Genomic DNA, 20,565 nt, shown 5'->3' with positions numbered 1-20,565 from the left:
AGCCTCTTTCAATGATTTAACAAGAAAGGGGCTTTAATAATTTTATATGCTTAATTCAGCAGACTTTTTAGCAACTTTTTCAGCTATTTTAATAAATGGAATATAGAAGAGGGTTGTTATAATTATGATAATAATTTGGACGAATACTACCTTCCAATCACCACCACTTGCCAAGAATCCTGAAATAAATGGAGGTGTAGTCCATGGAAGATAAACACTCAATGGCTTTACAAAGCCCGTAGCTGTAGCAAAGTAGCCAATTAAGCCACCAATAACTGGGCTAAGAACGAATGGAATCATCATTGGAATATTGAATACAATTGGAAAGCCAAAGATAATAGGTTCATTAATTTCAAAAATACCGGGTACTAAAGCCAAGTTAACAACTTTTCTAAACGGAGAGTAGTGAGAAGCAATAAGTACCGCTAAGATTAGTGAAATAGTTAAACCAGTACCACCCATTTGAGTATAAACAGTAACAAAATCAGAGTTAATAATATGTGTTGGCATTTTACCATGAGCTACAGCGGCCATGTTTTCATTCATGTTAATTAAATTAACTGGATCAAGTAGAGTACCATTAATAACAGTCTGGTGAATGCCTAAAGTAAAGAGAAAATTACCAGTTGAATAAATAAGTAAGAAGCCAGCAAGCGAAGTATTCAACTTACGAAGAGGCTCTTGAATAATCATGGAAATTAAAGATATTAAGTCAGTATTGAATGCGGCAAAAATTGCAGCAATAATGGCAAAAATAGTGACAATAAGTAAACTTGGAATTAAAACTGTAAAGCTCTTACCTACTGCTGGTGGAACCATAGAGCCTAAGTTGATCTTAAATGCCTTAACCTTAGAAAATTTAATAAATAATTCTGTAGCAATCAGGCCAACAATAATTCCGCCAAACATTGATTTAGTACCTATGCTATCGTACAAGACTGCATTCGTAATAGTAACGGCAGCCTTCCCGCCTACTGGAATAGTTTTTGAATTAATTGCCATTAATGCGAATAGGGATGCAAGCGATACAGGGATACAGCCAATTGCATTCTCAAAATTTTTATTTTTAGCTAAAAAGTAGGCAATCATAGAACAAATCAGGATACTTGAGATATTTAAAGTGCCATTAGTAACAGCTGTACCAAATACTTGCCATTTAGCTAGAGTATCGCCTTTAAATATATAGGGAAGTATCAAACTATTAATTAAAGTTCCAAATCCAGCTAAGATATACATTGGCATTATAGTCGCAAATGCATCCCTCAAGGAACGCAAGTGAACTTCATTACCGATTTTTACTGATATTTCTGTAAATTTATCAGTAAACTTTCTAAAGCCTGAATTTTGAGTTGTTGAAGCAGCCATAACTATTCACTTCTTCCTATAATTTTGTCCCGTTTGAATGAATAACTTGTTTTAACCAGTTGTAACTCTTTTTAGGTACACGCTTCATATCTTTTAAATCGTGATTAGTTCTATTGACGTATACAACACCATAGCGTTTTTCCATATCACCTGATGAACTTAAGATATCAATTAATCCCCAGCCGAGATAGCCTAAGACTTCAATCCCGTCTTCTTCAATAGCTTGCTTGGTTGCTAAAATATGATTCCTCATATATTTTATTCGTTCATTATCTTGAATCTCATGTTCACCATCCCAGCTCTCGCGTAATCCAATCCCATTTTCAATTGGAAATACAGGAATATGGTATCTTAGATAAATTTTATTTAAGACATCCCTTAAGCCTTGTGGATCAATAGACCAGTGCCATTCATTTTCTCTAAGATATGGATTAGCCTTATCGCCATATTGCATATAATAATTGGGAGCAGTATCAATAGGTATCTTAGTTGAATCTAATGTTCTAGATTGATAATAAGAGAAAGCTAAGAAGTCGCTCCTGCATTGATTGAGTTCATTCATTTCATTTTTTAGCATCTCAACTTGAATATGGTGCCTTCTTGCATAATGAAGCACTTCAGTTGAATACTTTCCATAGGAGAAGACATTTAATAGATTATTGTTAATAAATTCTTCGTAGCGATGTGTTAATAAAACATCATCTGGATTTGGCGAAGCCGGATAAACTTCAGAATAAGCTAACATACCTCCGATTTTGCAATCGGTATTTTTATGAATGTAGTTAGCAATAGCTGCATGACAATACATTACATTGTGAGCAATTTGATAAATATTTGATATAGTATGAGCTGCTTTTTCTGCTCCAGCAATTCTAAAAGTGTCCGGCATAGAGTAGAGATTTTGCTCATTAAATGTAATCCAGTATTTCACTCTATCTGAAAAATGATCTACGACGATCTTGCCGAATCTAATAAATGCATTGCATACTTCTTTGCTAAGAAAGCCATTATATTTTTTAGCTAAGTAAAGTGGCATATCAAAATGATATAAACAAATCATCGGTTGAATCCCACGCTTTAGGCAACCATTTATTAAGCGGTCATAAAAATCTAATCCTGCTTGATTCACATCTCCATTACCATCTTTGATTACACGAGACCAAGAAACAGAGAAGCGGTACATATTCATGCCTAAATCCTGCATCAAGTCAAGATCTTGCTCAAAGTTATGGTAGTTATCGTTAGCAAAATGCCAATCGCTTACTGTATCAGTTGCAGGACGGACATCATAAACAGATTTGCTTTTACCGTCTTCGTTCCAGCCACCTTCTGTTTGCATACTAGATATCGAATTACCCCAAAAGAAATTTTTATCCATATATATCCCTCTATTCTTAAAAAATATATATTTTTGTTTCTCCTATATTGTATTAGATAGCGCTTACATAGTAAAATTGGTGGTAAAGATATTAGTTTACCAATTTGTAGGGTGATAAAGATATGAGCAAGTATTTAGATATTGCAGCAGATATTGAGAGAGACATCATAAGCAAGAAATACACGGATAAATTACCCAGAGAAACAGATCTAGCTAAAAAATATCAAACAAGCAGAGTAGTCATCTCACGTGCATTAAAGGTTCTATCTGTTAAGAACATGATCTACGTTGTTCAAGGTAGTGGCATTTATGTGAAAAAGCGGGACATTCAATTTCCACATATGGTTGAAACAGCTGCTAATAAACATGATGGGTTTGTTAATTCTATGACTGGGAAGGGTAATATAACTAGTCATGTAATTTCATTTTTTGTTAGGACAGCTGAATCTGAAGAAGCAGAAAAGTTAAAATTAAAGTCAGACGATCAAGTCTACGATATTATCAGACAAAGGCTGGTCAATGGACAGCCGGCTAAGTTAGAATATACGATTATGCCAGTAAAAGTCATACCGGGGATTACCTTAGAAATTTTGCATGGTTCTGTTTATAACTATATTAGAGATGAATTGCATTTAGATATTGGTAGAGCTAATAGAATTATAGTTGCTGACAAGGTCGATGCTTATGATTGTGACTATTTAGGCTGTAAGGCAGGGGATGCGATTCTGTCAGTACATCAAGTAGCATTTTTGAAAGATGGTACGCCTTTTGAATTTTCTGAAACACGTGATCGGTATGATAGAGCTGGATATATACTATTCGAAGTAAATAATTAAACATAGTTTCACAACTAAAATAAATTCTATGTTATGATTAGTTATCAAAACTATAGGAGATTTTTTACTCATGGTAACGAAAAAACAGCGGCGACTATGGGCTTTTTTAGCATCAAGTGCATGTGTAATGTGGGGAATATCTGGATTATTTGCCAAAGCGCTCTTCAATATTGATCCACATATTACACCAATGTGGTTAACACAGATAAGAATGATTATATCGGGCTTGATCTTAATTGCTGGCGCAGGGATGTTTAAGCAGCATCCTCTTCAGATAATTAAGAATAAACAGGACTTCTTAGAAATACTAATCTATGGTGTTTTTGGGTTAATACCTTTTCAGTTGTTCTACTTCATTGTTGTTCAAAAAGCCAATGCTTCAATCGCAACTATTTTACAATTTGTTGGGCCATTTTTTGTTATGGCTTATCTTGCTCTACGTCATAAACAAGTGATTCGACCTCTAGATATCATTGCTTCAATCAGCGCTTTTGCAGGCGTAGTATTGCTTGCAACCCATGGCAATTTTACCCATTTATCATTAACTGTTGATGTCTTATTTTGGGGCTTTCTTTCCGCAATTGGTGTTGCTACAAATACATTACTTCCAATTCGTGTGCTAAAAATTCGGCAAATTTCAAGTTTGGTAGTAACTGGGTGGGGTTTGCTATTTGCAGGAATTTGCTTAATTATCATACATCCCCAAATGCCAACAATTCCTAACAACCCACTTATTTGGCTTTATATTGCTAGCGTAATTATTATCGGGACAGTCATCCCATTTCAATTGATAACTAATTCACTACGCTTTATACATGCTTCAACTGTAAGCTTGCTCGATGCCTTTGAACCACTAGCTGCAACAATTGGATCGGTAATCTGTTTTGGACTGGTTATGTTGCCAATTGATTGGATTGGTTCAGCTTTAATAATCTTAGCTGCTATGGCTTTGAATATTACTACTAAGCCTAAACGCCCATTTGCTAAAAAATATCATCATCGTTAAAGTTATTAAATTGTACTAAGAACTTCTCAATTGAGGAGTTCTTTTTTTATTGACATAAATTATAATAAAGCTAAAATATATTTGTTAGCATACTAACAAATATTAAGGGGATGATTTTTTTGAAAAATATTAAAATAAAGCCAATTAAAATGTTAATTAAGCAAGCTAATGTAGCAGCAAATAATGAACGGAGTCGCTTTGCTAAAAAACTTGGCATAACCGGCACTCAAATGAGTGTCATTGATTATTTATCAGATCAAGATCAAAATACTGCCAGTCAACATATGATCGAAAAGGAATTAGATATTCGGCGATCAACGACAACTGTGTTAGTTCAAGGAATGGAGAAGCGTCAATTGGTTGAAAGAATTGATGATCCAAGTGATAAGCGAAAGAAGTTAGTACAGCTAACTCCAAAAGCCGCAAAGTTAGTATCACAAATTAAAGCATATGTTAAAAGCGATGATCAAAGCTTGCGGAAACAATTTTCATCGGAAGAAATTGCTGCCGTTGAAAAAGTTTTAGAATTTATTAGAAAAGAGGGAAAAAATGCATAAAGAAAAAATTCCAATTAAAGTTTTTGCCGCAATTTTTGCGACAGGAATTTTATCATTTTGTGGGGTAATTATTGAAACGTCAATGAACATTTCATTTCCAACATTGATGAAGCAATTTAATATTTCCACTAACGTGGTATCTTGGATGACCTCGATTTATTTACTAGCCATTTCGATTATCGTACCTCTATCTGCTAACTTGAAAGCAAGCTTTAAGACTAAAAATTTATTCATTGTAGCCAACATTTTGTTTTTAATAGGTGTTCTAATAGATGCATTAGCTCCAAGCTTTGGCTTACTTTTACTAGGTAGGGTAATCGAAGGAATTGGAACCGGTATTTCATTGCCTCTAATGTTTAATATTATTATGGAGCAAGTTCCCCAAAGCCGCGTTGGTACAATGATGGGTGTTGGCAATATGATAACTGGTATCGCACCAGCAGTTGGACCAGTATTTGGAGGAATAATCGTGACTAGCTTAGGCTGGAGATGGATCTTCCTTATTTTGATTCCAATTGTATTCATATCTTTATTGTTAGGAATATGGGGCATTGAACAAAAATCTAAGCTACATAAGGCTAAATTTGATGCTTTGAGTATAATTTTTGTAGCTATTTTCTTTATTGGTATGATTTATGGATTTAGCAATCTAAGTTCATATAATTTTATCTCAATTCAAGTTTTGGGAGCTATTATAGCAGGCTTATTGGGATTAGGGATGTTAATATGGCGCAGTCATGGATTAGAGAATCCTATTTTAAATCTGTCTTTGTTTAAAAGCGCTAGTTTTAGTGCACACACTTTATCATTTTTTATGATTCAGGTAATCTCATTAGGAAATGCCTTCTTATTGCCTAACTTTATTCAGTTAGTTAACGGCAATACTGCACTAATAGCTGGGCTAATTGTTTTACCCGCTGGATTTGCAGGTGCTGTTATGGGACCAATTGGTGGTAAAGTCTATGATGAAATGGGCGCAAGAAGACCTATCTTAATCGGTTTAACTTTTATGGTTGCTTCAATGCTAATTTTTAGCTTAATTAGTTTGCATATGAGTAACTTAATAATCTTGTTTGTTTATATTCTTTACATGGGTGGTATGGGAACTACATTAGGTATTATTATGACTGATACCTTAGAGCCACTTAATAAATTTGAAGTTCCACAAGGAAATGCAATTTTAAACACCGCACAACAGTTTGCAGGAGCTGTGGGGACATCACTAACTTCAGCGATTGTTGCCTTTAGTCAGGCAGCCACTCATTCTAAATCTGCCTTATCAACTGCTCAAGGAACTCAATATTCGTATATTTTTTTAACAATTCTAGCAATAATAATCTTTGTCTTAATGTTTAAATATACTAAGAAAAAGGAACATTAAGCTTAATAAGCACAAAACGCGCACATAACAATATCATGTTTAATGATATTAGTTAGTGCGTGTTTTGTTTTGAGTAATTTTATTAAGAGCTTCCCTTTGTTTAGTTTGGTCAACATGGGTATAGAGATCGGTCGCTGAAGTTCCCTTTTGTCCTAATTGCTGAGCAACTAATACTTGATCTTTAGTTACTTGATATAATTCGGATGCTACTGTATGGCGCAATTTATGAGGAGTAAGGGGATGGCCAAATGCTGTTGAGTATTTAACTACCATCTTTTCAATAGCACTTGCTGTCATTCTCCTGGTTTGGCTATGCCAGCTAGTTAAAAAGAAAGCATTTTCTTTAGTCAACGGTGAATAAAGCTTAGTTCGGTTGTCAGAATATTTTTTGATATATGGTAATGTCCACTCTGCGATTGGGACACTATCACGCTGCCCACCTTTACGGGTGACGTCAAGCATTGCTTCCTTGAGATTGATATCTGATATATTTACTCCAGCACACTCTGAAACGCGAATTCCAGTTCCTAATATTAAGGCCACGATAGCCATATCACGTGCCTGATTTTTAAAAAAAGAAGTTTTAGCGCGATTATTACAGGTCTTTTCATATTCATGATCTAAGAAGTCCATGAATTCAAACTTTAAATTGCCCGTGTACATATGCGATTCTAGGATATGAGCCCTATAGTTCAAAGTCTGAGTATCATTAAGAGATTTTACCTTGAGCATTACATTGCGATAAAAATATGGTTCGCCATTATTATGGTCAGCGGTAACTGTTAGAAACTTATATAATGACCTTAAAGCATTGATAGAGCGATTAATTGTTGTAGGTGAATTAAGATGACCTTGTTGATTTTTTGTGTGTCTTAGATGGTCAATATACAGCATTATATCTGTTCGTTGTAAGTTTTCTAAAGTAGTAACTTGCACACCACTGTTTAATTTTGCATGTGAAATGCCCTCTTGACGTAACCAATTAAAAAAGCGCCGTAATTCCGTTAAATATTGGTATGAAGTAGCCAAAGAATGGTGTGTAACTAAGTTGTATTCTTGCACATATGATGGCATTTTCTCTAACTCTGATTGAATTAGTTCAATATATTTGGTATTTTCCAAGAATAAAGCCTCCTCGTATTATTACTCAATTATAGCAAAAGAAATAATAATATTTTGCAATTCAAAATTAGATTCAGTGATAAAGATGATGTGGCAAGCTATGATCCTGATAAATTACTAAGGATTTATGAAAATGCTGAGGGCAAAACACCAGAAGAAAAGATTAATGCTTTAATGTAAGAATGTTACAAGATTTCTTCAGATCATAGTATGCCCAAAACTGGTGAACCTTTGTCTATTTTGGATCATAAAAATAAAAATGGAGTTTATTGATAAAAGAAGGTTTTATGATAAACATGATATAATGAAACTAGATATTCATACTACAAATCACGGAAATTTAAAGCATCATAATTATGGTAAGCACGGAGAGCATGCACATGATTATGTTTTTGATAATAAAGGAAATTTCATTTTAATCAAAAATTTTTAGTTCTTTTTGATACACAGATAAGGCAATGAACGAAATTATTTAAACATTAATGTAAAAAAGTAAAAGGAGGCTGTAATTTATGAGATTAAAATATATAGGTGAGTCGTTTGGAGTTGACAGTCTAACTAATGGAAAAATATATGAGATTATAGGCGAAGAAGAGGGAATGTATAGAGTCATTGATGATAGTGGTGAGGATTATTTGTATTCTAAAACTAATCCAGCATCTCTTGATGGCTCGTCAAAAGGTGGTAGATGGGAAATTGTAAACTAGTAGTCATTTGTATTTGTAAGACGATAAGTCGTCTAACAGGCAAAACCAACAAAATTACAATTCTCATCATTCCGCTAAAAGAACTCATATAGTTCCGGTAAGGAGTAAGAATAAATGAAATTTGATTTTCTAAAATTAATGGATAAGAAGATAAAATTAATAGATGATGTAGGGCATATCTTTATTGGTGTTGCCGATGGTTATGAAGATCCTGAAAATTCTGAAGATGGCCTATGGTATTTGAATGTTGATGTACCAGATTTTGGTCTTTTAAATATATCTGAACCCGAAATTAAATCAATTGAGGTTTTAAATGGCTAAAGACGATTATGATATTATAGCCTTTAAAATTCTGTTATATCTGTATGCTATCTTTAAAGGTAAACAGACATTCGCATTAATATATTAAAAAAATCCGTCACCAATATTGATGACGGTTATTTAAATTTGCCGTTTTTGTATGGGATTTTATTTAAGGAGAATAAAATGAAATATAATTTAATGCCACTAAAATATTTTATTGACGTTGTTGAAACGCACGGTTTTATTTCGGCAGCTAAAAGAAATTATGTATCTGAAACGGCAGTCAGCTCTGCTATTAGTAAGTTAGAAAAATCCTACATACATAGATGACTTATTTAAGTATCTATAAATGTAGGATTGTAACACAATATTATTGTATTTTAATATCATTCAATTCCGAGTTTTTGCTTTAAAGCATCTGTTAAGATAGCTGAAAAGTTAAGACCTGCTTCTTTGGCTTCTTCATTCAAGTAATTAGGAATAGTGAGGGTCTTTTTAACTGTCTTATCATCATTCATTCTTTGATACTTTGAGATGTTGACATCAACTAGTGTAGCTATAGAATTAGCTCCAACTTTTGGTATTTTAGTATTATTGACAGGTAATTTTTCAACTAGTGACATAGTACCTATTAAATCTTTACCCATTTCAATTGCTTCTGCTATTGTGTTACCTTGTGTATCTCTATCTAAATCAGGAACATGAACGGTATATTTAACTTTTGAGTCGCTGGTTTCAGTTATTATAATTGGAAATATTGCAATTTTATCTTTTTTCATGTGTTTAACTAAAGATGGTACACAAAATAAGGGCTAAGTCCCTTATTCCTTTAAGTGATTCCTTTTAACAATATGGTCCCAGGTAATGTCATTGATCTCACATGTCGGGGAATTGGTTCGGAATGCTTACCATTGGTATAAACATCATGGTTGGCTCCATGACGGTCAAGCCACCAATTATTCTTTTTAGAATTTTAATGGCTTTCCTTCTTTGTACCATCTTTTACCTCCTTCCTTTATTATAATGCACGTATTAAGTACGTGTTTCAATACCTTTTTGTAAAAAAAAAGCCAAAAACCACGCGGAAAGAGCGTAATCTTTAGCTTTCAAGTTTCAGTTATCTTAAATTTAATTTAGTTTTTAGTGCATCAGTCAGAGTAGCTGAAAAGTTGATATCAGCTTCTTTTGCTAATGTATTTACAAAAGCTGGAATAGTTAAAGTTTTTTTACAAGTTTGTTTTGCTCCTTTTCACGTTCAAGCTTTAAATCAACTTGGACTGGAACTAAAAAATCTGGTGCAGTGATTTTAAATTTATCAGGATCTTCAGTTGGTGCAAGAACTTCTTCGTTAAAATCCTCTTGGGTAAGTAAATATCCAGCCAATGAGTCATGAGCGCTTTGAATTGCTTCTTCGAGAGTATATCCAAAGGTTGCAGCATATGGCTCTAAATCTGGAAACGATACTTCATATTGATTATCAACATTTTTGTGGAACTTAGCAAAATATAGTAGCATGTTTTTCCTCCTATAAAACGTATCTTCAACGAATTCAAGATACCAAAACAAACGGGTTACTTCCAACCCGCTTGCTTGTAGATACTATTAAGAGTTCCTTTAGGTATGTTCTTATTAGGATATGGGACCGTATTTAAAGTGGTAATCGTCACCTATAACGCGGGCTAAGAACCAACCTTCATGTTTGAGTCTCTTAATAATTTTTCTTGATTCCATTGAAGCTCCTTTCTATTAATACGTGTTGTAATACGCTTTACAAATATATAACAGTACATAATTTAATACGTGTAAAAAGTAAATAATTTTTAAGGTGGTGGTGAAACTGTGTGAAGAAAAGTGAAAATATGAGTAACTTCTTTAAATTAAAATAAGCAAAGAAAAGCCATTAAATTGCTATTTGAAGACGAAAAAACTAATAGTGAAATAGCTAAAATGCTTCACATTGGAGAAACCACTTTTTATAAATGGAAAAATAATCCTAAATTTATAAAGGCTCAACATGAATATGCAGTTTATCAATTTGATTCAGCATTGCCTTTAGCAGTAAAAACATTAATTGAAATTCTTAAATATGGTAAATCAGACAAAGTGCGTTTGCAGGCTGCTCAAATCATTTTCAAGCGAGCTGGCTTATTTAGCGATAATGGTAATCCTGAATTGGATAAGGCTAAGCAAAGAAAAGCAATTGCTTAAGCTAAAATTACTGAGTACCAACTTAAGGCAGTTGAAGATGCCAATGCACCAGATAATCGCACTGTTGTGATTGATGATATAAGGAAGCTGAAAGACAATGACACAAGTAGTAAAGATTAGTGATGAAATTAATCCACATCTTTATGATTTGTGGACAACTGACAAGCCTTATATTGTTACAATGGTGAGCGTGGTTCTTTCAAGTCAGCAACTATCAGTCTTAAACTTGTAACAATGATGATGAATTATATTGCTACTGGTAAAAAAGTTAATATTATTTGCATTAGAGAGAATTCAGTTAACTTACGCCTCAGTATTCAATCAAATATTATGAGCTATGAATATCCTTCATGTTGAGTCGGAATTTCGAAGCCGTGTGAGTCCAATGATTATTGTTCATAAGACAACAGGTTCAACGTTTTATTTTTACGGTGCTGATAAGCCAGAAAAGCCAAAATCAAACAAGGTTGATAATATTATCGCAGTCTAGTTTGAAGAATTTGCCAATATGAAGGATGTTGAAGTCTATTATCAATCAGTTCCTACATTTATCAGGCAGAAGCCTGACCAGACTCTCAAAGATAATATCTACAAGTGGTATGATGCTGGAATGGATACAACTTTTATTGATAAAGGTGGTCATTGTTGGTCTATGGAAGGTTACACTAGGACAGTGATTAAATCCACCACCTCACGTGTTTTCAATGACGCAAGAATGCAATCGATGAAAGAGTTTGATAGTGTACTTGCTACTATGACAAGTCATGCTGCCGCAAGACCAGCCTGTGCTCCTATTCAAGGCAAAGTTGTGTGCATTGTTCCTAAGAGTGATAGCAGGTATGTAGAAGGATATCCTAGTATTTATGACCATGGTTATGGAACTCCAGCTGGATGTTTTGGGATTAATTGCCAACATATGCTTTATCCTTACATAAAAGGTGTAAGTCATAATTTCCAAAAACAATATGATTCAGAACAAGCCGTTAAGAATGTCAAAATTCAACAGAAGCAGCGATACTATGAACGTCAGGTAAGAAATTGGAAAAATGAAAAGTTCTTACAATTAAGAATTGGTGATAATAAAAAGGTTCAAGCTGCTCAATTTAAAATTAGTGCGTATCAAAAGAAGTTACGTGAAATTACTAAGGAGCATAGCTTTCTACATCGTCAATATGCTAGGGAAAAGATTTATCCTAATTATAGAGAGCTTAATAGTAAAGCCGCTAAAGTTAGATTAACTCAAAATGCCGATAAACAAGCTAGACATATTCAAGGAACTAAAGAATATGAACAAGCTGTTAAGACTCGTTCGAGTAAACCTAGTTACTTTACAATTTCTCCTCAAGAGTTGGATAATATAGTTAAGCAAAAAGCAAAGATTGGCAAGGTATTTCAACCTTTTCAATTTATTGATGCTAAGAAAAATATTGGTGTTTATAAGAATAAACGTGGTACAACTTTAAAAACGACACGTATGAAAATAATGCAATCTAAGAATGACTATCATGCTGTTCCAGCTTTACCAAAGGAGAAAGTAAAAAATGACTCAAGTAATAAAAATACCTAAAAATTCTGATGATTATTTTCTGGCTGACTTAACTGAGAAAACATTTATGAAAAATGTGATTATCAATTTTAAAGATGGTCATAGTGATAAATATTTTATTTTAGATACTGCTAGTCACTGGGACGATACTGAGTCGGGCAAGGATGAAATCGTTTATATGACAGATCATGATAAAGATCCTGATGGTTATGATAGGTATGCTGGTAATGGTATCTCAATAGACAAAATTAAAAGTATTGAAATCTTAGATTAGTAATCGACCTGAATATGTCGTAAAACTGTTCTTTTTTTGTGCCCAAAATTAAGGAGATAGATTTATGAATAAAGATTTTCTCAAAGAATTGAGGCTTAAAGATGATGCAATTGCTAAGGTCATGAAAGCTTATGATAAAGATATACAAGATTTCAAAGACCAAATTAAGACTAAGGATGATACAATCGCGGGTCTTAATGGTCAAGTTGACCAAAGTAATGAGCAACTTAAAGCCTTAAAGAAACAAGTCGAAGGTAATGATGATTTACAAAAACAAGTTGCTGAATATCAAAAGAAAATGGAAGAAATGACCAAGAATAATCAAGCTCATGAAGCCGCACTTAAGAAAGGTTTTGCTATCAGCAATGCTATTCGTGACGCTGGTGGTAAGAATGCTAAAGCGATTGAAGCTTTACTTGATCAAGAAACTATTAATTTTGAAGATGGTAAGTTATCAGGCTTAGATAAGCAATTAGAAGGGCTTAAGAAGTCTGATGATTATTTATTCACTAGTCAAGAAAAGAAGCCTCAAGTTTCATTTACTGCTAGTGGTAACCCAAGTAATGCAACTAATACCAAGCAACCATCATTAGTAGATAAGATTGCAGCCCGTATGACAGGTATTAAAGAATAGGAGAATTTAGATGACTGTTGTTTTAGATAGCAAAGATTTAGCAAAGCTTGACAAAGAATTTGCTGCTGACTCTCAAATTTGGCAACCATTAACTGGTGGTGCAAAGAGTGTTACTGCAGCTGATTTCGTAGGTGTACGTGAAGTTCGTATCAATAAGATGAGTGGCTTTATGGACCCTGTTCAATACAAGCGTAATGAAGATAATGAACGTAAAGCTATAAGGAAACTGTACGCCTTAATCATGAAGACTGGTTTGGTTTATGATGTTGATGAATTGGATATGAGTGAAAATGGTGCACTTCAAGTAGCAAATATTACTCAAGAACACCAACGCTTAATTACTATTCCTCATAGGGATAAAGTCGCAGCTCAGGCTATGTATGATACTGCTAAGGAAAACGTTAATAATAACTTCATTACGGATACTATTGATGCTCAAAATGCATTAGAAGCATATGATACTGCTGAAGCTTATATGACTGATAATGAAATTCCTGGTGGCTATGTGATGTTCGTATCTTCCGGCTTTTACACTGCTGTTAAGAATTCCGCAGGTGTATCAAGTAAAGTATGAAGAAAAGGAAAAAGAGATTGAGCGGTTAAAAGACCGACTTAATCAGAAAGAAATTGAAATTATCAAGCTTAAGGCGTCCATGAAGGGCGCCTTTTATGATGAAAGGAAAAAAGAATAATGAGTATCAAAAATTGTGTAGATGTAGTTTTAGCAATTGCTTCAGTTGCAGCGGTTTTAGTAGGTTGGGACTATCTCAAGCGCAAGAATGCAATCGACGAAAAGGCAAGCAAGGGCGACCTTGTAGCCAAGGCAGAGAAGATTGTCGCACAAGCGGCACTTCCTATCGTCTATCAAGCTGAAAAGCGTGGTGGCAGTGGTGATGACAAGTTTATGTATGCCTTTAACGGCTTGCTTGAGCTTTTAGACTTGGCACACTTACCACACCCAACTCAAGATTATGTGCAAGGCGAGATTGAAAAGAGCGTTGCAATCATGAAGCAAACCCAAGGAATTGTTGACACTATCGACGGCAAGAAAGTAGAAACCACACCCATTGTGACTACTAAGACGGCTACTCCAATTGAAGTTAAAAAGACGAACTAAAAATTGTAGTTAAAGTTGCCAAACTATCAGAACCGAACAAATATTATAGGAGTGTGATTAAATGTTAAAAATGGTAGATGTTTATAGTGACTCACCTAGAAACTATGCAACTCAAGCTGGTGTTGATGTCACTATGGTTAAGGCTACACAAGGGACTTCTTATGTAAATCCTTACTGTGATAGAGATTATCAAGCAGCAAAGAAGGCCGGTAAATTACTGGGCTTTTATCACTATTGCAGCGGTAGCAATGCTAAAAAGGAAGCCGAATACTTTTACAAAAACACAAAAAATTACGTTGGTGAAGCTGTACCTGCTGTTGACTGGGAAGAAAATCAAAATGTTAGCTTCGGTAAAGATTGCTCATATGTGAGAAAATTTGTAGATCGCTATCACGAACTTTCAGGCGTGTGGCCACTTATCTATGTGCAACAGTCAGCAATCAATCAGGTAGCAAACTGCGCTAAGGATTGTGGTTTATGGGTAGCGTGGTACCTTACTGATACTTGGAATAGCTGGAGCCTGCCAAATGCAAGTTTTTCAGTTGCTCCATGGTCTACTTATACTATCTGGCAGTTTAGCGGCTTTAAGATGGATAAAAGCGTGGTCAACACCACTCGTGAGGGCTGGAAGAAGCTTGCACAAGGTGATAAAAAGCAAGCTATTAAGAAGAAATCGACTTGGGTCAAGAAATCCGGTACTTTCACACTTGGACAGGCCCTCGAAATCCATAAAAGTCCACATATCAATGCTGATCCAATCGCTAAGCTTAAAAAAGGCGATGTCATCAAGTATGATGCTACTTTGCAAGGACCGTTAAGATTATGGCTAAGACAGCCGCGCTCAGGCGGTAAGTATGGCTATATAGTGGGTAAAGATAAGTATGGTAAAAGTTTAGGTAAATTTAAGTAAAAAAGGAAGCTTTGGAGTACAAGACTTCTCAAAAAAATGTGTTTTTGTTAGAAAATAAAATATAAGTTGCAATAAGCCACTCTGTAGGATTTTCCTCTGGAGTGGCTTATTTATGTTATTTAAACTAAACAAAAATTATTGCAAATAAATGTTAAACAAGAAACAAAAATTCTAAAAAATGGTAGATTTAGTTGTAATTAGTAATAAAGCTTCAAACCCAGAGCAGCACCAAGAGAGGCTATATATCAACATTTATATAATATCGCTTCTTAAAATATTAGTTTTAATGAAAAACATTAATAAATAACTTCTAAACCTTTGATGCTTAGCATTTTTTGATTTTTAAATGCAATATCTTATATATAAAGCAGATTAATAAGTACTTATTTCAACTAAATTACCATCCGGATCCCGCACATATATTGATGTCATTGAGCCTTTAGCGCCATTCTTAGTAACTGGACCTTGAGCAATTGATATATTAAATCTCTTAAAATTATCCAAAATCTCATTAACTGACGCAGATGTTTCTAAACAAAAATCAAATACACCGATCTGAAGCTTATCAGCAACAATAGCACCAACAGCATTAGATAATTGTCTTAATCGAATTAGTGAATTGCCACAGCGCAATGATACAAAATTATTTTTTTGCTCATCAACAATTGGCAAGCCGATAACTTCATGATAAAATTTTTTAGATACAGATAAATTTTTTACAGTTAGAACCATATGATCAAGATTAATAATTTCCATAAATTAAACCTCTTTTTAAATTTTATTATTTACTTTACATAATATAGATTATAAGAAGTTATATAAAATGATTTTAAATACCTACTCTACACATATTTTATATTAAGGAGTTATACTTTTGTTCAACAATCGCTTTGAAAAATTTAAAACTAAAAAGAAAAAATACGTCGTTTTGTGTACTAAACTCTATAGACATCAAAAAGTTCAGCAAAAATTATCGTAATAAACTTTATTCTAATGGCTCTAAAAAAGATATCAAAAGCTTTAACGTCTGTGATAAAACTAATAACCTTGCACTTCAAGTTGCTGAACCATATTTAGTCTTTGAGCGAAAGGCACATTATTTCCAAGCATATGATGCAGTTTCTCCTGATGTACACTTTGCATTGGACTTCAATTCAAGATATTCTTACTCGTTTAATATCTCTTAATCCCGACGTTGATCTAATTATTCATTTAAAGTTAGATGAAGTTACTTACTTACAGACTCCAGGCCGTTTGAAGTTAAGTAAATTATATTTACATAATTTAGAATTAGAATATACTAAACCATCAAGAGATTTTAAAAAATACTCAAAATTTTGATATCCAGTTTGTAAAAATAAAGCAGAATAGCAACTTAGCGACATATCAAAAAAATATTATTGCTATGATCAATAATTTAAATATGCTGGCTAATTTAAATCTAGAATTAGATGAATTAAGCAATATAAATATTGAAATCAAAAAATTCAACCGTTGCACTCATCGCTTGAGCAAAACAAAGATACTCTATTAGGTCTCCCTTCTTATCCTGCTGGTATAATAAAAGCTCCAAAAGCATCTAACTTTTGGAGCTCACATCATGAATAATTAATCTTCAACATCTATTGCAGTAATAATTACATCATTTTTAGGCTTATCGTTGGCATCTTTTTCGACTTTGGCAATTTCATCAACGCTATCCATGCCGTCAATTACTTGACCAAAGACAGTATGACGACCATCAAGCCATGGAGTACCACCTTGCTTGTAGGCTTTGATAATTTCTTTAGGGTAACCTGCATCTTCTAATTGCTTGATGAAGCGCTTAGGCATGTTCTTGTTTTGAACGATGAAAAATTGACTACCGTTAGTACTTGGACCTGAATTAGCCATAGAAACAGCACCTCGAATATTGAACAATTCAGGTGAAAATTCATCTTCAAATGGGTGCCCCCAGATACTTTGACCACCAGTACCATCACCCTTAGGGTCTCCACCTTGAATCATGAAGTCACTAATTACACGGTGGAAAGTAGTGTCGTTGTAGTAGTCCTTTTTAGCTAAACGTACAAAGTTTTCAACTGTCATTGGTGCTTGCTTTTCAAATAGTTGAATCTTAATGTTACCATGATTGGTCTTGATAGTAGCCTTAGGACCAGTTACGTTTGCTAAATCTAATTGTGGAAATGCCATAATAACTCCTCCTTCTTTCTTAACTGTTTCATTTTATCATTGAATGATAGTGAATTGAAAGATTTTGTGTTGCATCTCTCTTATAATTGGTATAGATTAATTCTTTTCATCTAATGAGTCAATAAAATCTTGAATTTGCTTATCAATTTTCGCTTTTTGTTCATCAGATAATTCAAATTTATTAGTCATAAATGCTTCTGTTGGAATTTGTAAACCAACAGTTTCTTCAAATGGAGCAAGACCCATAAATTTCATCAATTTTACTAAGTCATGGATAAAGCCTGCAGCTGCATCTTTACCACCTGCCCCAGAAATTGCCACTGGTTTGTTAATTAAAAACTCTGGTGCACCAAATGTTCCTTGTTGAACTGGACGAGATAACCAATCTAAGGCATTCTTGAGCACACCTGGAATAGTTCCGTTATATTCTGGTGAAACAATCCAAAGAGCATCAGAATTTTCTACTTGTGTTCGTAAAGTTGATACAGCAACTGGGGCTGGAAATTCAATATCTTGATTCATCAAGGGAATATCTCCAATTGAAGCGAATTCAATTTTAAAGTCTATTTTAGATAATTTCTCAATAATATAATTTGCCAATGTCTTGTTAAATGAGTCTTTACGCAAAGAGCCAACGATAAATGTAATTTGTTTAGTCATAAAATTCTTCTCCAAAATAATATTTACTTTTCTTTCTTAAAAGGTCTGCGATGTGGGCGATTTCCCATTGGTCTACGACCTAATCCCATAGGTTCAGGGCCATAGAAACGACGTCGCATCATCATTAACTGTTTAAATTCATCTTCACTTAAGCTTTCACGCATTCTAGCAAGACGTGCATCTTCAGATGGACATCCTTCATCGTGAACCTTTTGTACTAACGCATCAATGAGCTTGGAAAGATAGCCATTAAATTGCTCAAGTTCTTGGTCAGAAAACTCTGTCAAGATATCATCGAATGCTCCCTTATCATCTCTCACATTCTTGCCCTTTTCAGTAAGTGAGACGAGCATCACGCGCTTATCTTTCTCAGATGGATGACGTTCAACCAATTCTTGGGCTTCTAAGCGTTTGATTTGTTCATTAAGTGATTGTTGACGAATTCCTAAAATGTAGGCGATGTCACTAGTGGGTAATTCTGATTTGATTTTTAAAAGTGCCAGAATTCTACCTTGTCCCTGCATTGAGCTCCCAGGACCTTTTTCTTTGATTAGTTGTAAATGATATTTATGAAATAGCCCGCCAAGCATTAAGAAATTGTCGAATACTTCTTTTCTTTCGTTGCTAACCATTTTAAGTACTCCTATTTCATTACTTTAAATTCTATCAATATATAACAGGTACCTGTTATATATAATATACAGGTGGCTGTATATTATGTCAATAAAAAAGACCGAACTTTTTAAAGTCGGTCTATGAGTAGGTCTATCTATGATAAAGCTCCTTAACATTCTTTATATCACTAGTTTGCGCGATAATACTTTACCATAAATAATCGACCTTGCTTTTCAACTAATATTGCTTTTAATTTTTAGATTAGGACAAAAGTTAGGTAAATTCAAAAATCTTGTTTACTTTTTAGCAATCTCTTGAGCGGCAACTCTACCTGAATAAATGCAATACCCAGCTTCAGAACCAGGAACATTTACACCATAAGTGTCACCAACTAAAACAGCTGAAGCATCACTCCCTACTGCATATAGTCCGCCAATCTTTCTGCCATTATTGTCTAAAACCTCGTTCTTACGATTAATTCGTAAGCCACCCATTGTACAATAAGCACCTATCCCTAACTCAAAGGCATAATATGGGCCTTGCTTTAACGAAAAGAGGTATTTACTATCTTTACCAAATTCAATATCTTCTTTATTATCAACTAGCTTATTGTAGTTATTAATAGTATCTACTAAATTAGGCAAGTTTAGCTTTTTAGCTAGTTCTTGAATTGTATCAGCTTCAGTTAGGAATCCCAATTTTTTATCTTCAGCGTTCTTGATCATTTCTTTCAAATTAGTTAATTTGGTTCGATCAGATAGTGGCTTTAAGCTTCTAGGTAATTCTTTTTCTGCAAAATGATCAATTGTAGCTTGATCCAAAATAGCGTAGGTTCTTTCTTGTTTAATTAAGGCATTACCTGCGTAAGACCAAATTCTAAATACACTTTCATCAACAAAACGATCACCAACTTCATTAACCCAAAGCGGTGCCATTTCACAGGTAGCGATCCCAATATCTGTCTTCCAAAATTTATATGACGGGACAGTATCCTCTTTAATCTGACCACCAAACATCATAGCCATCCCCATCCCAAACTTTTTAGCACCAATATCCCATGCTAATTTTAGGCCACTGCCATTACTCTTGCCTGAATTCATAGGGATAATGCGTTCAGCATTGTTATTAGAGCTGTGAACTAGCATTGATTTATTATTCAAATAACCCCCACTAGCTAAAATAACATTCTTAGTATAAATCGCCTTCTCATCACCAGATTCATAGTCTTTAACTACTAAAGCATTAATCTCCTTATCTTCATCAAGTGATAGCTTAATAGCTTGAACAGAAGTAACGAATTCTGCCCCTCTGCTTTCTGAATATGGTTGCATCCCTTCATGAATAGCTTTATTGCCTAATCCATCAAACATGTGCCAGGTATCAAGTCCAGATCCTAAGGTGGCAACTTTTGTAAATTTAACATCATGTTCTTTTAACCAATCAATATTTTCAGCAGATTGATCAATATAATCCTTCCAGATCCTAGTATCTGCCTCATAATGTGAAAATTCTAGCTCATCATGCAGAATTTGCTTTTTAGTCAAAGTAATTCCTTGTTCTTTTTGCATTTTACTTTCGACTGCAAATACACCCTCAACATAATTGCCACTACCTCCAGTAGTGCGTCCTTGTTCAATTACTAAAGTTTTTAAATTATGGTCAATAGCTTCAGCAGCTGCGGCTTGTCCTGATAAGCCGGATCCAATAATAACAACATCATAGTTTTCTTGTTTAGGTAACATTATTAATCTCC

At 34.1% G+C, this 20,565-nt stretch carries 27 protein-coding genes and 2 pseudogenes; 18 read left to right on the top strand and 11 right to left on the bottom strand.

The features are described from left to right. Positions 1–42: 42 nt before the first annotated feature. Both J2Z60_RS01715 and J2Z60_RS01710 read right to left on the bottom strand, forming a co-directional pair. Positions 43–1,365 carry a PTS sugar transporter subunit IIC gene (locus J2Z60_RS01715; protein ID WP_209685765.1) on the bottom strand — a complete coding sequence of 441 codons (1,323 nt, stop codon included), beginning with the start codon at positions 1,363–1,365 and terminating at the stop codon, positions 43–45. Positions 1,366–1,381: 16 nt separating this feature from the next. Continuing rightward, positions 1,382–2,743 (bottom strand): glycoside hydrolase family 1 protein, encoded by a 1,362-nt coding sequence (locus J2Z60_RS01710; protein WP_209685763.1) that lies wholly within the window; start codon positions 2,741–2,743, stop codon positions 1,382–1,384. A 122-nt stretch (positions 2,744–2,865) separates the two neighbouring features. Here J2Z60_RS01710 and J2Z60_RS01705 point away from each other — a divergent pair, with 122 nt between their 5' ends. The 4 genes from J2Z60_RS01705 (at position 2,866) to J2Z60_RS01690 (ending at position 6,523) form a co-directional block, all read left to right on the top strand. After that, the gene (locus tag J2Z60_RS01705; protein ID WP_209685761.1) at positions 2,866–3,579 is read left to right on the top strand and encodes a GntR family transcriptional regulator; all 714 of its coding nucleotides are present in this window, start codon (positions 2,866–2,868) and stop codon (positions 3,577–3,579) included. A gap of 70 nt (positions 3,580–3,649) precedes the next feature. Next, positions 3,650–4,585 carry a DMT family transporter gene (locus J2Z60_RS01700; RefSeq protein ID WP_209685758.1) on the top strand — a complete coding sequence of 312 codons (936 nt, stop codon included), beginning with the start codon at positions 3,650–3,652 and terminating at the stop codon, positions 4,583–4,585. Positions 4,586–4,704: 119 nt separating this feature from the next. Beyond that, positions 4,705–5,142: a MarR family winged helix-turn-helix transcriptional regulator gene (locus J2Z60_RS01695; RefSeq protein ID WP_245328670.1), complete on the top strand. Its 438-nt coding sequence runs from the start codon at positions 4,705–4,707 to the stop codon at positions 5,140–5,142. Further along, positions 5,135–6,523: an MFS transporter gene (locus J2Z60_RS01690; protein ID WP_209685756.1), complete on the top strand. Its 1,389-nt coding sequence runs from the start codon at positions 5,135–5,137 to the stop codon at positions 6,521–6,523. Before J2Z60_RS01695 ends, J2Z60_RS01690 begins: the two co-directional genes overlap by 8 nt. A gap of 48 nt (positions 6,524–6,571) precedes the next feature. On the opposite strand, the gene xerS is transcribed toward J2Z60_RS01690, so the two are convergent. Next, on the bottom strand, positions 6,572–7,645 hold the full coding sequence (xerS, locus tag J2Z60_RS01685) for a tyrosine recombinase XerS (protein ID WP_209685754.1): 1,074 nt from the start codon (positions 7,643–7,645) through the stop codon (positions 6,572–6,574). A gap of 54 nt (positions 7,646–7,699) precedes the next feature. Here xerS and J2Z60_RS10990 point away from each other — a divergent pair, with 54 nt between their 5' ends. From J2Z60_RS10990 to J2Z60_RS01670, 4 genes are all read left to right on the top strand, one after another. After that, positions 7,700–7,825, top strand: coding sequence for a hypothetical protein (locus tag J2Z60_RS10990; protein WP_281063409.1), 126 nt, complete (start codon positions 7,700–7,702; stop codon positions 7,823–7,825). A 332-nt stretch (positions 7,826–8,157) separates the two neighbouring features. Continuing rightward, positions 8,158–8,352: a hypothetical protein gene (locus J2Z60_RS01680; RefSeq protein ID WP_209685752.1), complete on the top strand. Its 195-nt coding sequence runs from the start codon at positions 8,158–8,160 to the stop codon at positions 8,350–8,352. A 114-nt stretch (positions 8,353–8,466) separates the two neighbouring features. Next, complete coding sequence (locus J2Z60_RS01675) at positions 8,467–8,673, top strand: hypothetical protein (protein ID WP_245328669.1); 207 nt, start codon at positions 8,467–8,469, stop codon at positions 8,671–8,673. Between the two features lie 165 nt (positions 8,674–8,838). Beyond that, complete coding sequence (locus J2Z60_RS01670) at positions 8,839–8,985, top strand: helix-turn-helix domain-containing protein (RefSeq protein ID WP_245328668.1); 147 nt, start codon at positions 8,839–8,841, stop codon at positions 8,983–8,985. A gap of 56 nt (positions 8,986–9,041) precedes the next feature. Here J2Z60_RS01670 and J2Z60_RS01665 read toward each other — a convergent pair whose 3' ends face one another. The 3 genes from J2Z60_RS01665 to J2Z60_RS11070 all read right to left on the bottom strand — a co-directional run bounded on the left by J2Z60_RS01665 (position 9,042) and on the right by J2Z60_RS11070 (position 10,322). Continuing rightward, the gene (locus J2Z60_RS01665) at positions 9,042–9,434 is read right to left on the bottom strand and encodes a type II toxin-antitoxin system HicB family antitoxin (RefSeq protein WP_209685750.1); all 393 of its coding nucleotides are present in this window, start codon (positions 9,432–9,434) and stop codon (positions 9,042–9,044) included. A gap of 436 nt (positions 9,435–9,870) precedes the next feature. Further along, entirely contained in the window at positions 9,871–10,170 is a 300-nt protein-coding gene (locus J2Z60_RS01660; RefSeq protein WP_209685748.1) for a type II toxin-antitoxin system HicB family antitoxin, read from the bottom strand. A gap of 56 nt (positions 10,171–10,226) precedes the next feature. Beyond that, positions 10,227–10,322 (bottom strand): type II toxin-antitoxin system HicA family toxin, encoded by a 96-nt coding sequence (locus J2Z60_RS11070; protein ID WP_209685746.1) that lies wholly within the window; start codon positions 10,320–10,322, stop codon positions 10,227–10,229. Between the two features lie 229 nt (positions 10,323–10,551). On the opposite strand from J2Z60_RS11070, the pseudogene J2Z60_RS01650 reads away from it, so the two are divergent. The 9 genes and pseudogenes from J2Z60_RS01650 to J2Z60_RS01620 all read left to right on the top strand — a co-directional run. Further along, positions 10,552–10,863, top strand: a pseudogene (locus J2Z60_RS01650) (phBC6A51 family helix-turn-helix protein); the annotation flags it as partial. A gap of 97 nt (positions 10,864–10,960) precedes the next feature. Next, a complete protein-coding gene (locus J2Z60_RS11050) occupies positions 10,961–11,095 on the top strand; it encodes a hypothetical protein (RefSeq protein ID WP_342590239.1) in 135 nt (44 codons plus the stop codon). Between the two features lie 105 nt (positions 11,096–11,200). Next, entirely contained in the window at positions 11,201–11,353 is a 153-nt protein-coding gene (locus J2Z60_RS11045) for a hypothetical protein (RefSeq protein ID WP_342590238.1), read from the top strand. Between the two features lie 18 nt (positions 11,354–11,371). Beyond that, positions 11,372–12,430, top strand: coding sequence for a phage minor capsid protein (locus J2Z60_RS11040; protein ID WP_209685743.1), 1,059 nt, complete (start codon positions 11,372–11,374; stop codon positions 12,428–12,430). Continuing rightward, positions 12,405–12,683 carry a hypothetical protein gene (locus J2Z60_RS01640; RefSeq protein WP_209685741.1) on the top strand — a complete coding sequence of 93 codons (279 nt, stop codon included), beginning with the start codon at positions 12,405–12,407 and terminating at the stop codon, positions 12,681–12,683. Before J2Z60_RS11040 ends, J2Z60_RS01640 begins: the two co-directional genes overlap by 26 nt. A 64-nt stretch (positions 12,684–12,747) precedes the next feature. Continuing rightward, entirely contained in the window at positions 12,748–13,317 is a 570-nt protein-coding gene (locus tag J2Z60_RS01635) for a phage scaffolding protein (protein ID WP_209685738.1), read from the top strand. A gap of 10 nt (positions 13,318–13,327) precedes the next feature. Continuing rightward, positions 13,328–13,879 (top strand): annotated as a pseudogene (locus tag J2Z60_RS01630) (capsid protein); the annotation flags it as partial. Between the two features lie 129 nt (positions 13,880–14,008). Further along, the gene (locus J2Z60_RS01625) at positions 14,009–14,434 is read left to right on the top strand and encodes a phage holin (protein ID WP_209685734.1); all 426 of its coding nucleotides are present in this window, start codon (positions 14,009–14,011) and stop codon (positions 14,432–14,434) included. 61 nt (positions 14,435–14,495) lie between these two features. Further along, positions 14,496–15,344: a GH25 family lysozyme gene (locus J2Z60_RS01620; RefSeq protein ID WP_209685732.1), complete on the top strand. Its 849-nt coding sequence runs from the start codon at positions 14,496–14,498 to the stop codon at positions 15,342–15,344. A gap of 372 nt (positions 15,345–15,716) precedes the next feature. On the opposite strand, the gene J2Z60_RS01615 is transcribed toward J2Z60_RS01620, so the two are convergent. Next, on the bottom strand, positions 15,717–16,100 hold the full coding sequence (locus tag J2Z60_RS01615) for a VOC family protein (RefSeq protein ID WP_209685730.1): 384 nt from the start codon (positions 16,098–16,100) through the stop codon (positions 15,717–15,719). Between the two features lie 372 nt (positions 16,101–16,472). On the opposite strand from J2Z60_RS01615, the gene J2Z60_RS01610 reads away from it, so the two are divergent. After that, positions 16,473–16,685, top strand: a complete 213-nt coding sequence (locus J2Z60_RS01610; RefSeq protein WP_209685728.1) for a hypothetical protein — start codon at positions 16,473–16,475, stop codon at positions 16,683–16,685. Positions 16,686–16,952: 267 nt separating this feature from the next. Here J2Z60_RS01610 and J2Z60_RS01605 read toward each other — a convergent pair whose 3' ends face one another. From J2Z60_RS01605 to vprA, 4 genes are all read right to left on the bottom strand, one after another. Next, positions 16,953–17,537 (bottom strand): peptidylprolyl isomerase, encoded by a 585-nt coding sequence (locus J2Z60_RS01605; protein WP_209685726.1) that lies wholly within the window; start codon positions 17,535–17,537, stop codon positions 16,953–16,955. 96 nt (positions 17,538–17,633) lie between these two features. Next, entirely contained in the window at positions 17,634–18,197 is a 564-nt protein-coding gene (locus J2Z60_RS01600; RefSeq protein WP_209685724.1) for an NADPH-dependent FMN reductase, read from the bottom strand. Between the two features lie 23 nt (positions 18,198–18,220). Further along, positions 18,221–18,829 (bottom strand): MarR family winged helix-turn-helix transcriptional regulator, encoded by a 609-nt coding sequence (locus tag J2Z60_RS01595; protein ID WP_209685722.1) that lies wholly within the window; start codon positions 18,827–18,829, stop codon positions 18,221–18,223. Positions 18,830–19,108: 279 nt separating this feature from the next. Further along, positions 19,109–20,554 carry a vinyl phenol reductase gene (gene vprA, locus J2Z60_RS01590; protein WP_209685720.1) on the bottom strand — a complete coding sequence of 482 codons (1,446 nt, stop codon included), beginning with the start codon at positions 20,552–20,554 and terminating at the stop codon, positions 19,109–19,111. Between the last annotated feature and the right edge of the window lie 11 nt (positions 20,555–20,565).

Origin of the sequence: Lactobacillus colini (assembly GCF_017874575.1) — a bacterium.
Classification (GTDB): domain Bacteria; phylum Bacillota; class Bacilli; order Lactobacillales; family Lactobacillaceae; genus Lactobacillus; species Lactobacillus colini.
Note: the sequence above shows the minus strand (reverse complement) of the source record. Positions and strands in the feature narration are given on the sequence as shown.

Coding starts and splice junctions, on each gene's coding strand:
- vprA (WP_209685720.1), bottom strand. CDS start 20,554: ATGTTACCTAAACAAGAAAACTATGATGTTGTTATTATTGGATCCGGC.
- J2Z60_RS01610 (WP_209685728.1), top strand. CDS start 16,473: ATGTACACTTTGCATTGGACTTCAATTCAAGATATTCTTACTCGTTTA.
- J2Z60_RS01690 (WP_209685756.1), top strand. CDS start 5,135: ATGCATAAAGAAAAAATTCCAATTAAAGTTTTTGCCGCAATTTTTGCG.
- J2Z60_RS01625 (WP_209685734.1), top strand. CDS start 14,009: ATGAGTATCAAAAATTGTGTAGATGTAGTTTTAGCAATTGCTTCAGTT.
- J2Z60_RS01705 (WP_209685761.1), top strand. CDS start 2,866: ATGAGCAAGTATTTAGATATTGCAGCAGATATTGAGAGAGACATCATA.
- J2Z60_RS11050 (WP_342590239.1), top strand. CDS start 10,961: ATGACACAAGTAGTAAAGATTAGTGATGAAATTAATCCACATCTTTAT.
- J2Z60_RS01715 (WP_209685765.1), bottom strand. CDS start 1,365: ATGGCTGCTTCAACAACTCAAAATTCAGGCTTTAGAAAGTTTACTGAT.
- J2Z60_RS01660 (WP_209685748.1), bottom strand. CDS start 10,170: ATGCTACTATATTTTGCTAAGTTCCACAAAAATGTTGATAATCAATAT.
- J2Z60_RS01700 (WP_209685758.1), top strand. CDS start 3,650: ATGGTAACGAAAAAACAGCGGCGACTATGGGCTTTTTTAGCATCAAGT.
- J2Z60_RS01670 (WP_245328668.1), top strand. CDS start 8,839: ATGAAATATAATTTAATGCCACTAAAATATTTTATTGACGTTGTTGAA.
- J2Z60_RS11045 (WP_342590238.1), top strand. CDS start 11,201: ATGAATATCCTTCATGTTGAGTCGGAATTTCGAAGCCGTGTGAGTCCA.
- J2Z60_RS01605 (WP_209685726.1), bottom strand. CDS start 17,537: ATGGCATTTCCACAATTAGATTTAGCAAACGTAACTGGTCCTAAGGCT.
- J2Z60_RS01710 (WP_209685763.1), bottom strand. CDS start 2,743: ATGGATAAAAATTTCTTTTGGGGTAATTCGATATCTAGTATGCAAACA.
- J2Z60_RS11040 (WP_209685743.1), top strand. CDS start 11,372: ATGAAGGATGTTGAAGTCTATTATCAATCAGTTCCTACATTTATCAGG.
- J2Z60_RS01680 (WP_209685752.1), top strand. CDS start 8,158: ATGAGATTAAAATATATAGGTGAGTCGTTTGGAGTTGACAGTCTAACT.
- J2Z60_RS01620 (WP_209685732.1), top strand. CDS start 14,496: ATGTTAAAAATGGTAGATGTTTATAGTGACTCACCTAGAAACTATGCA.
- J2Z60_RS01635 (WP_209685738.1), top strand. CDS start 12,748: ATGAATAAAGATTTTCTCAAAGAATTGAGGCTTAAAGATGATGCAATT.
- J2Z60_RS01600 (WP_209685724.1), bottom strand. CDS start 18,197: ATGACTAAACAAATTACATTTATCGTTGGCTCTTTGCGTAAAGACTCA.
- J2Z60_RS01615 (WP_209685730.1), bottom strand. CDS start 16,100: ATGGAAATTATTAATCTTGATCATATGGTTCTAACTGTAAAAAATTTA.
- J2Z60_RS01675 (WP_245328669.1), top strand. CDS start 8,467: ATGAAATTTGATTTTCTAAAATTAATGGATAAGAAGATAAAATTAATA.
- J2Z60_RS01595 (WP_209685722.1), bottom strand. CDS start 18,829: ATGGTTAGCAACGAAAGAAAAGAAGTATTCGACAATTTCTTAATGCTT.
- J2Z60_RS01640 (WP_209685741.1), top strand. CDS start 12,405: ATGACTCAAGTAATAAAAATACCTAAAAATTCTGATGATTATTTTCTG.
- J2Z60_RS01665 (WP_209685750.1), bottom strand. CDS start 9,434: ATGAAAAAAGATAAAATTGCAATATTTCCAATTATAATAACTGAAACC.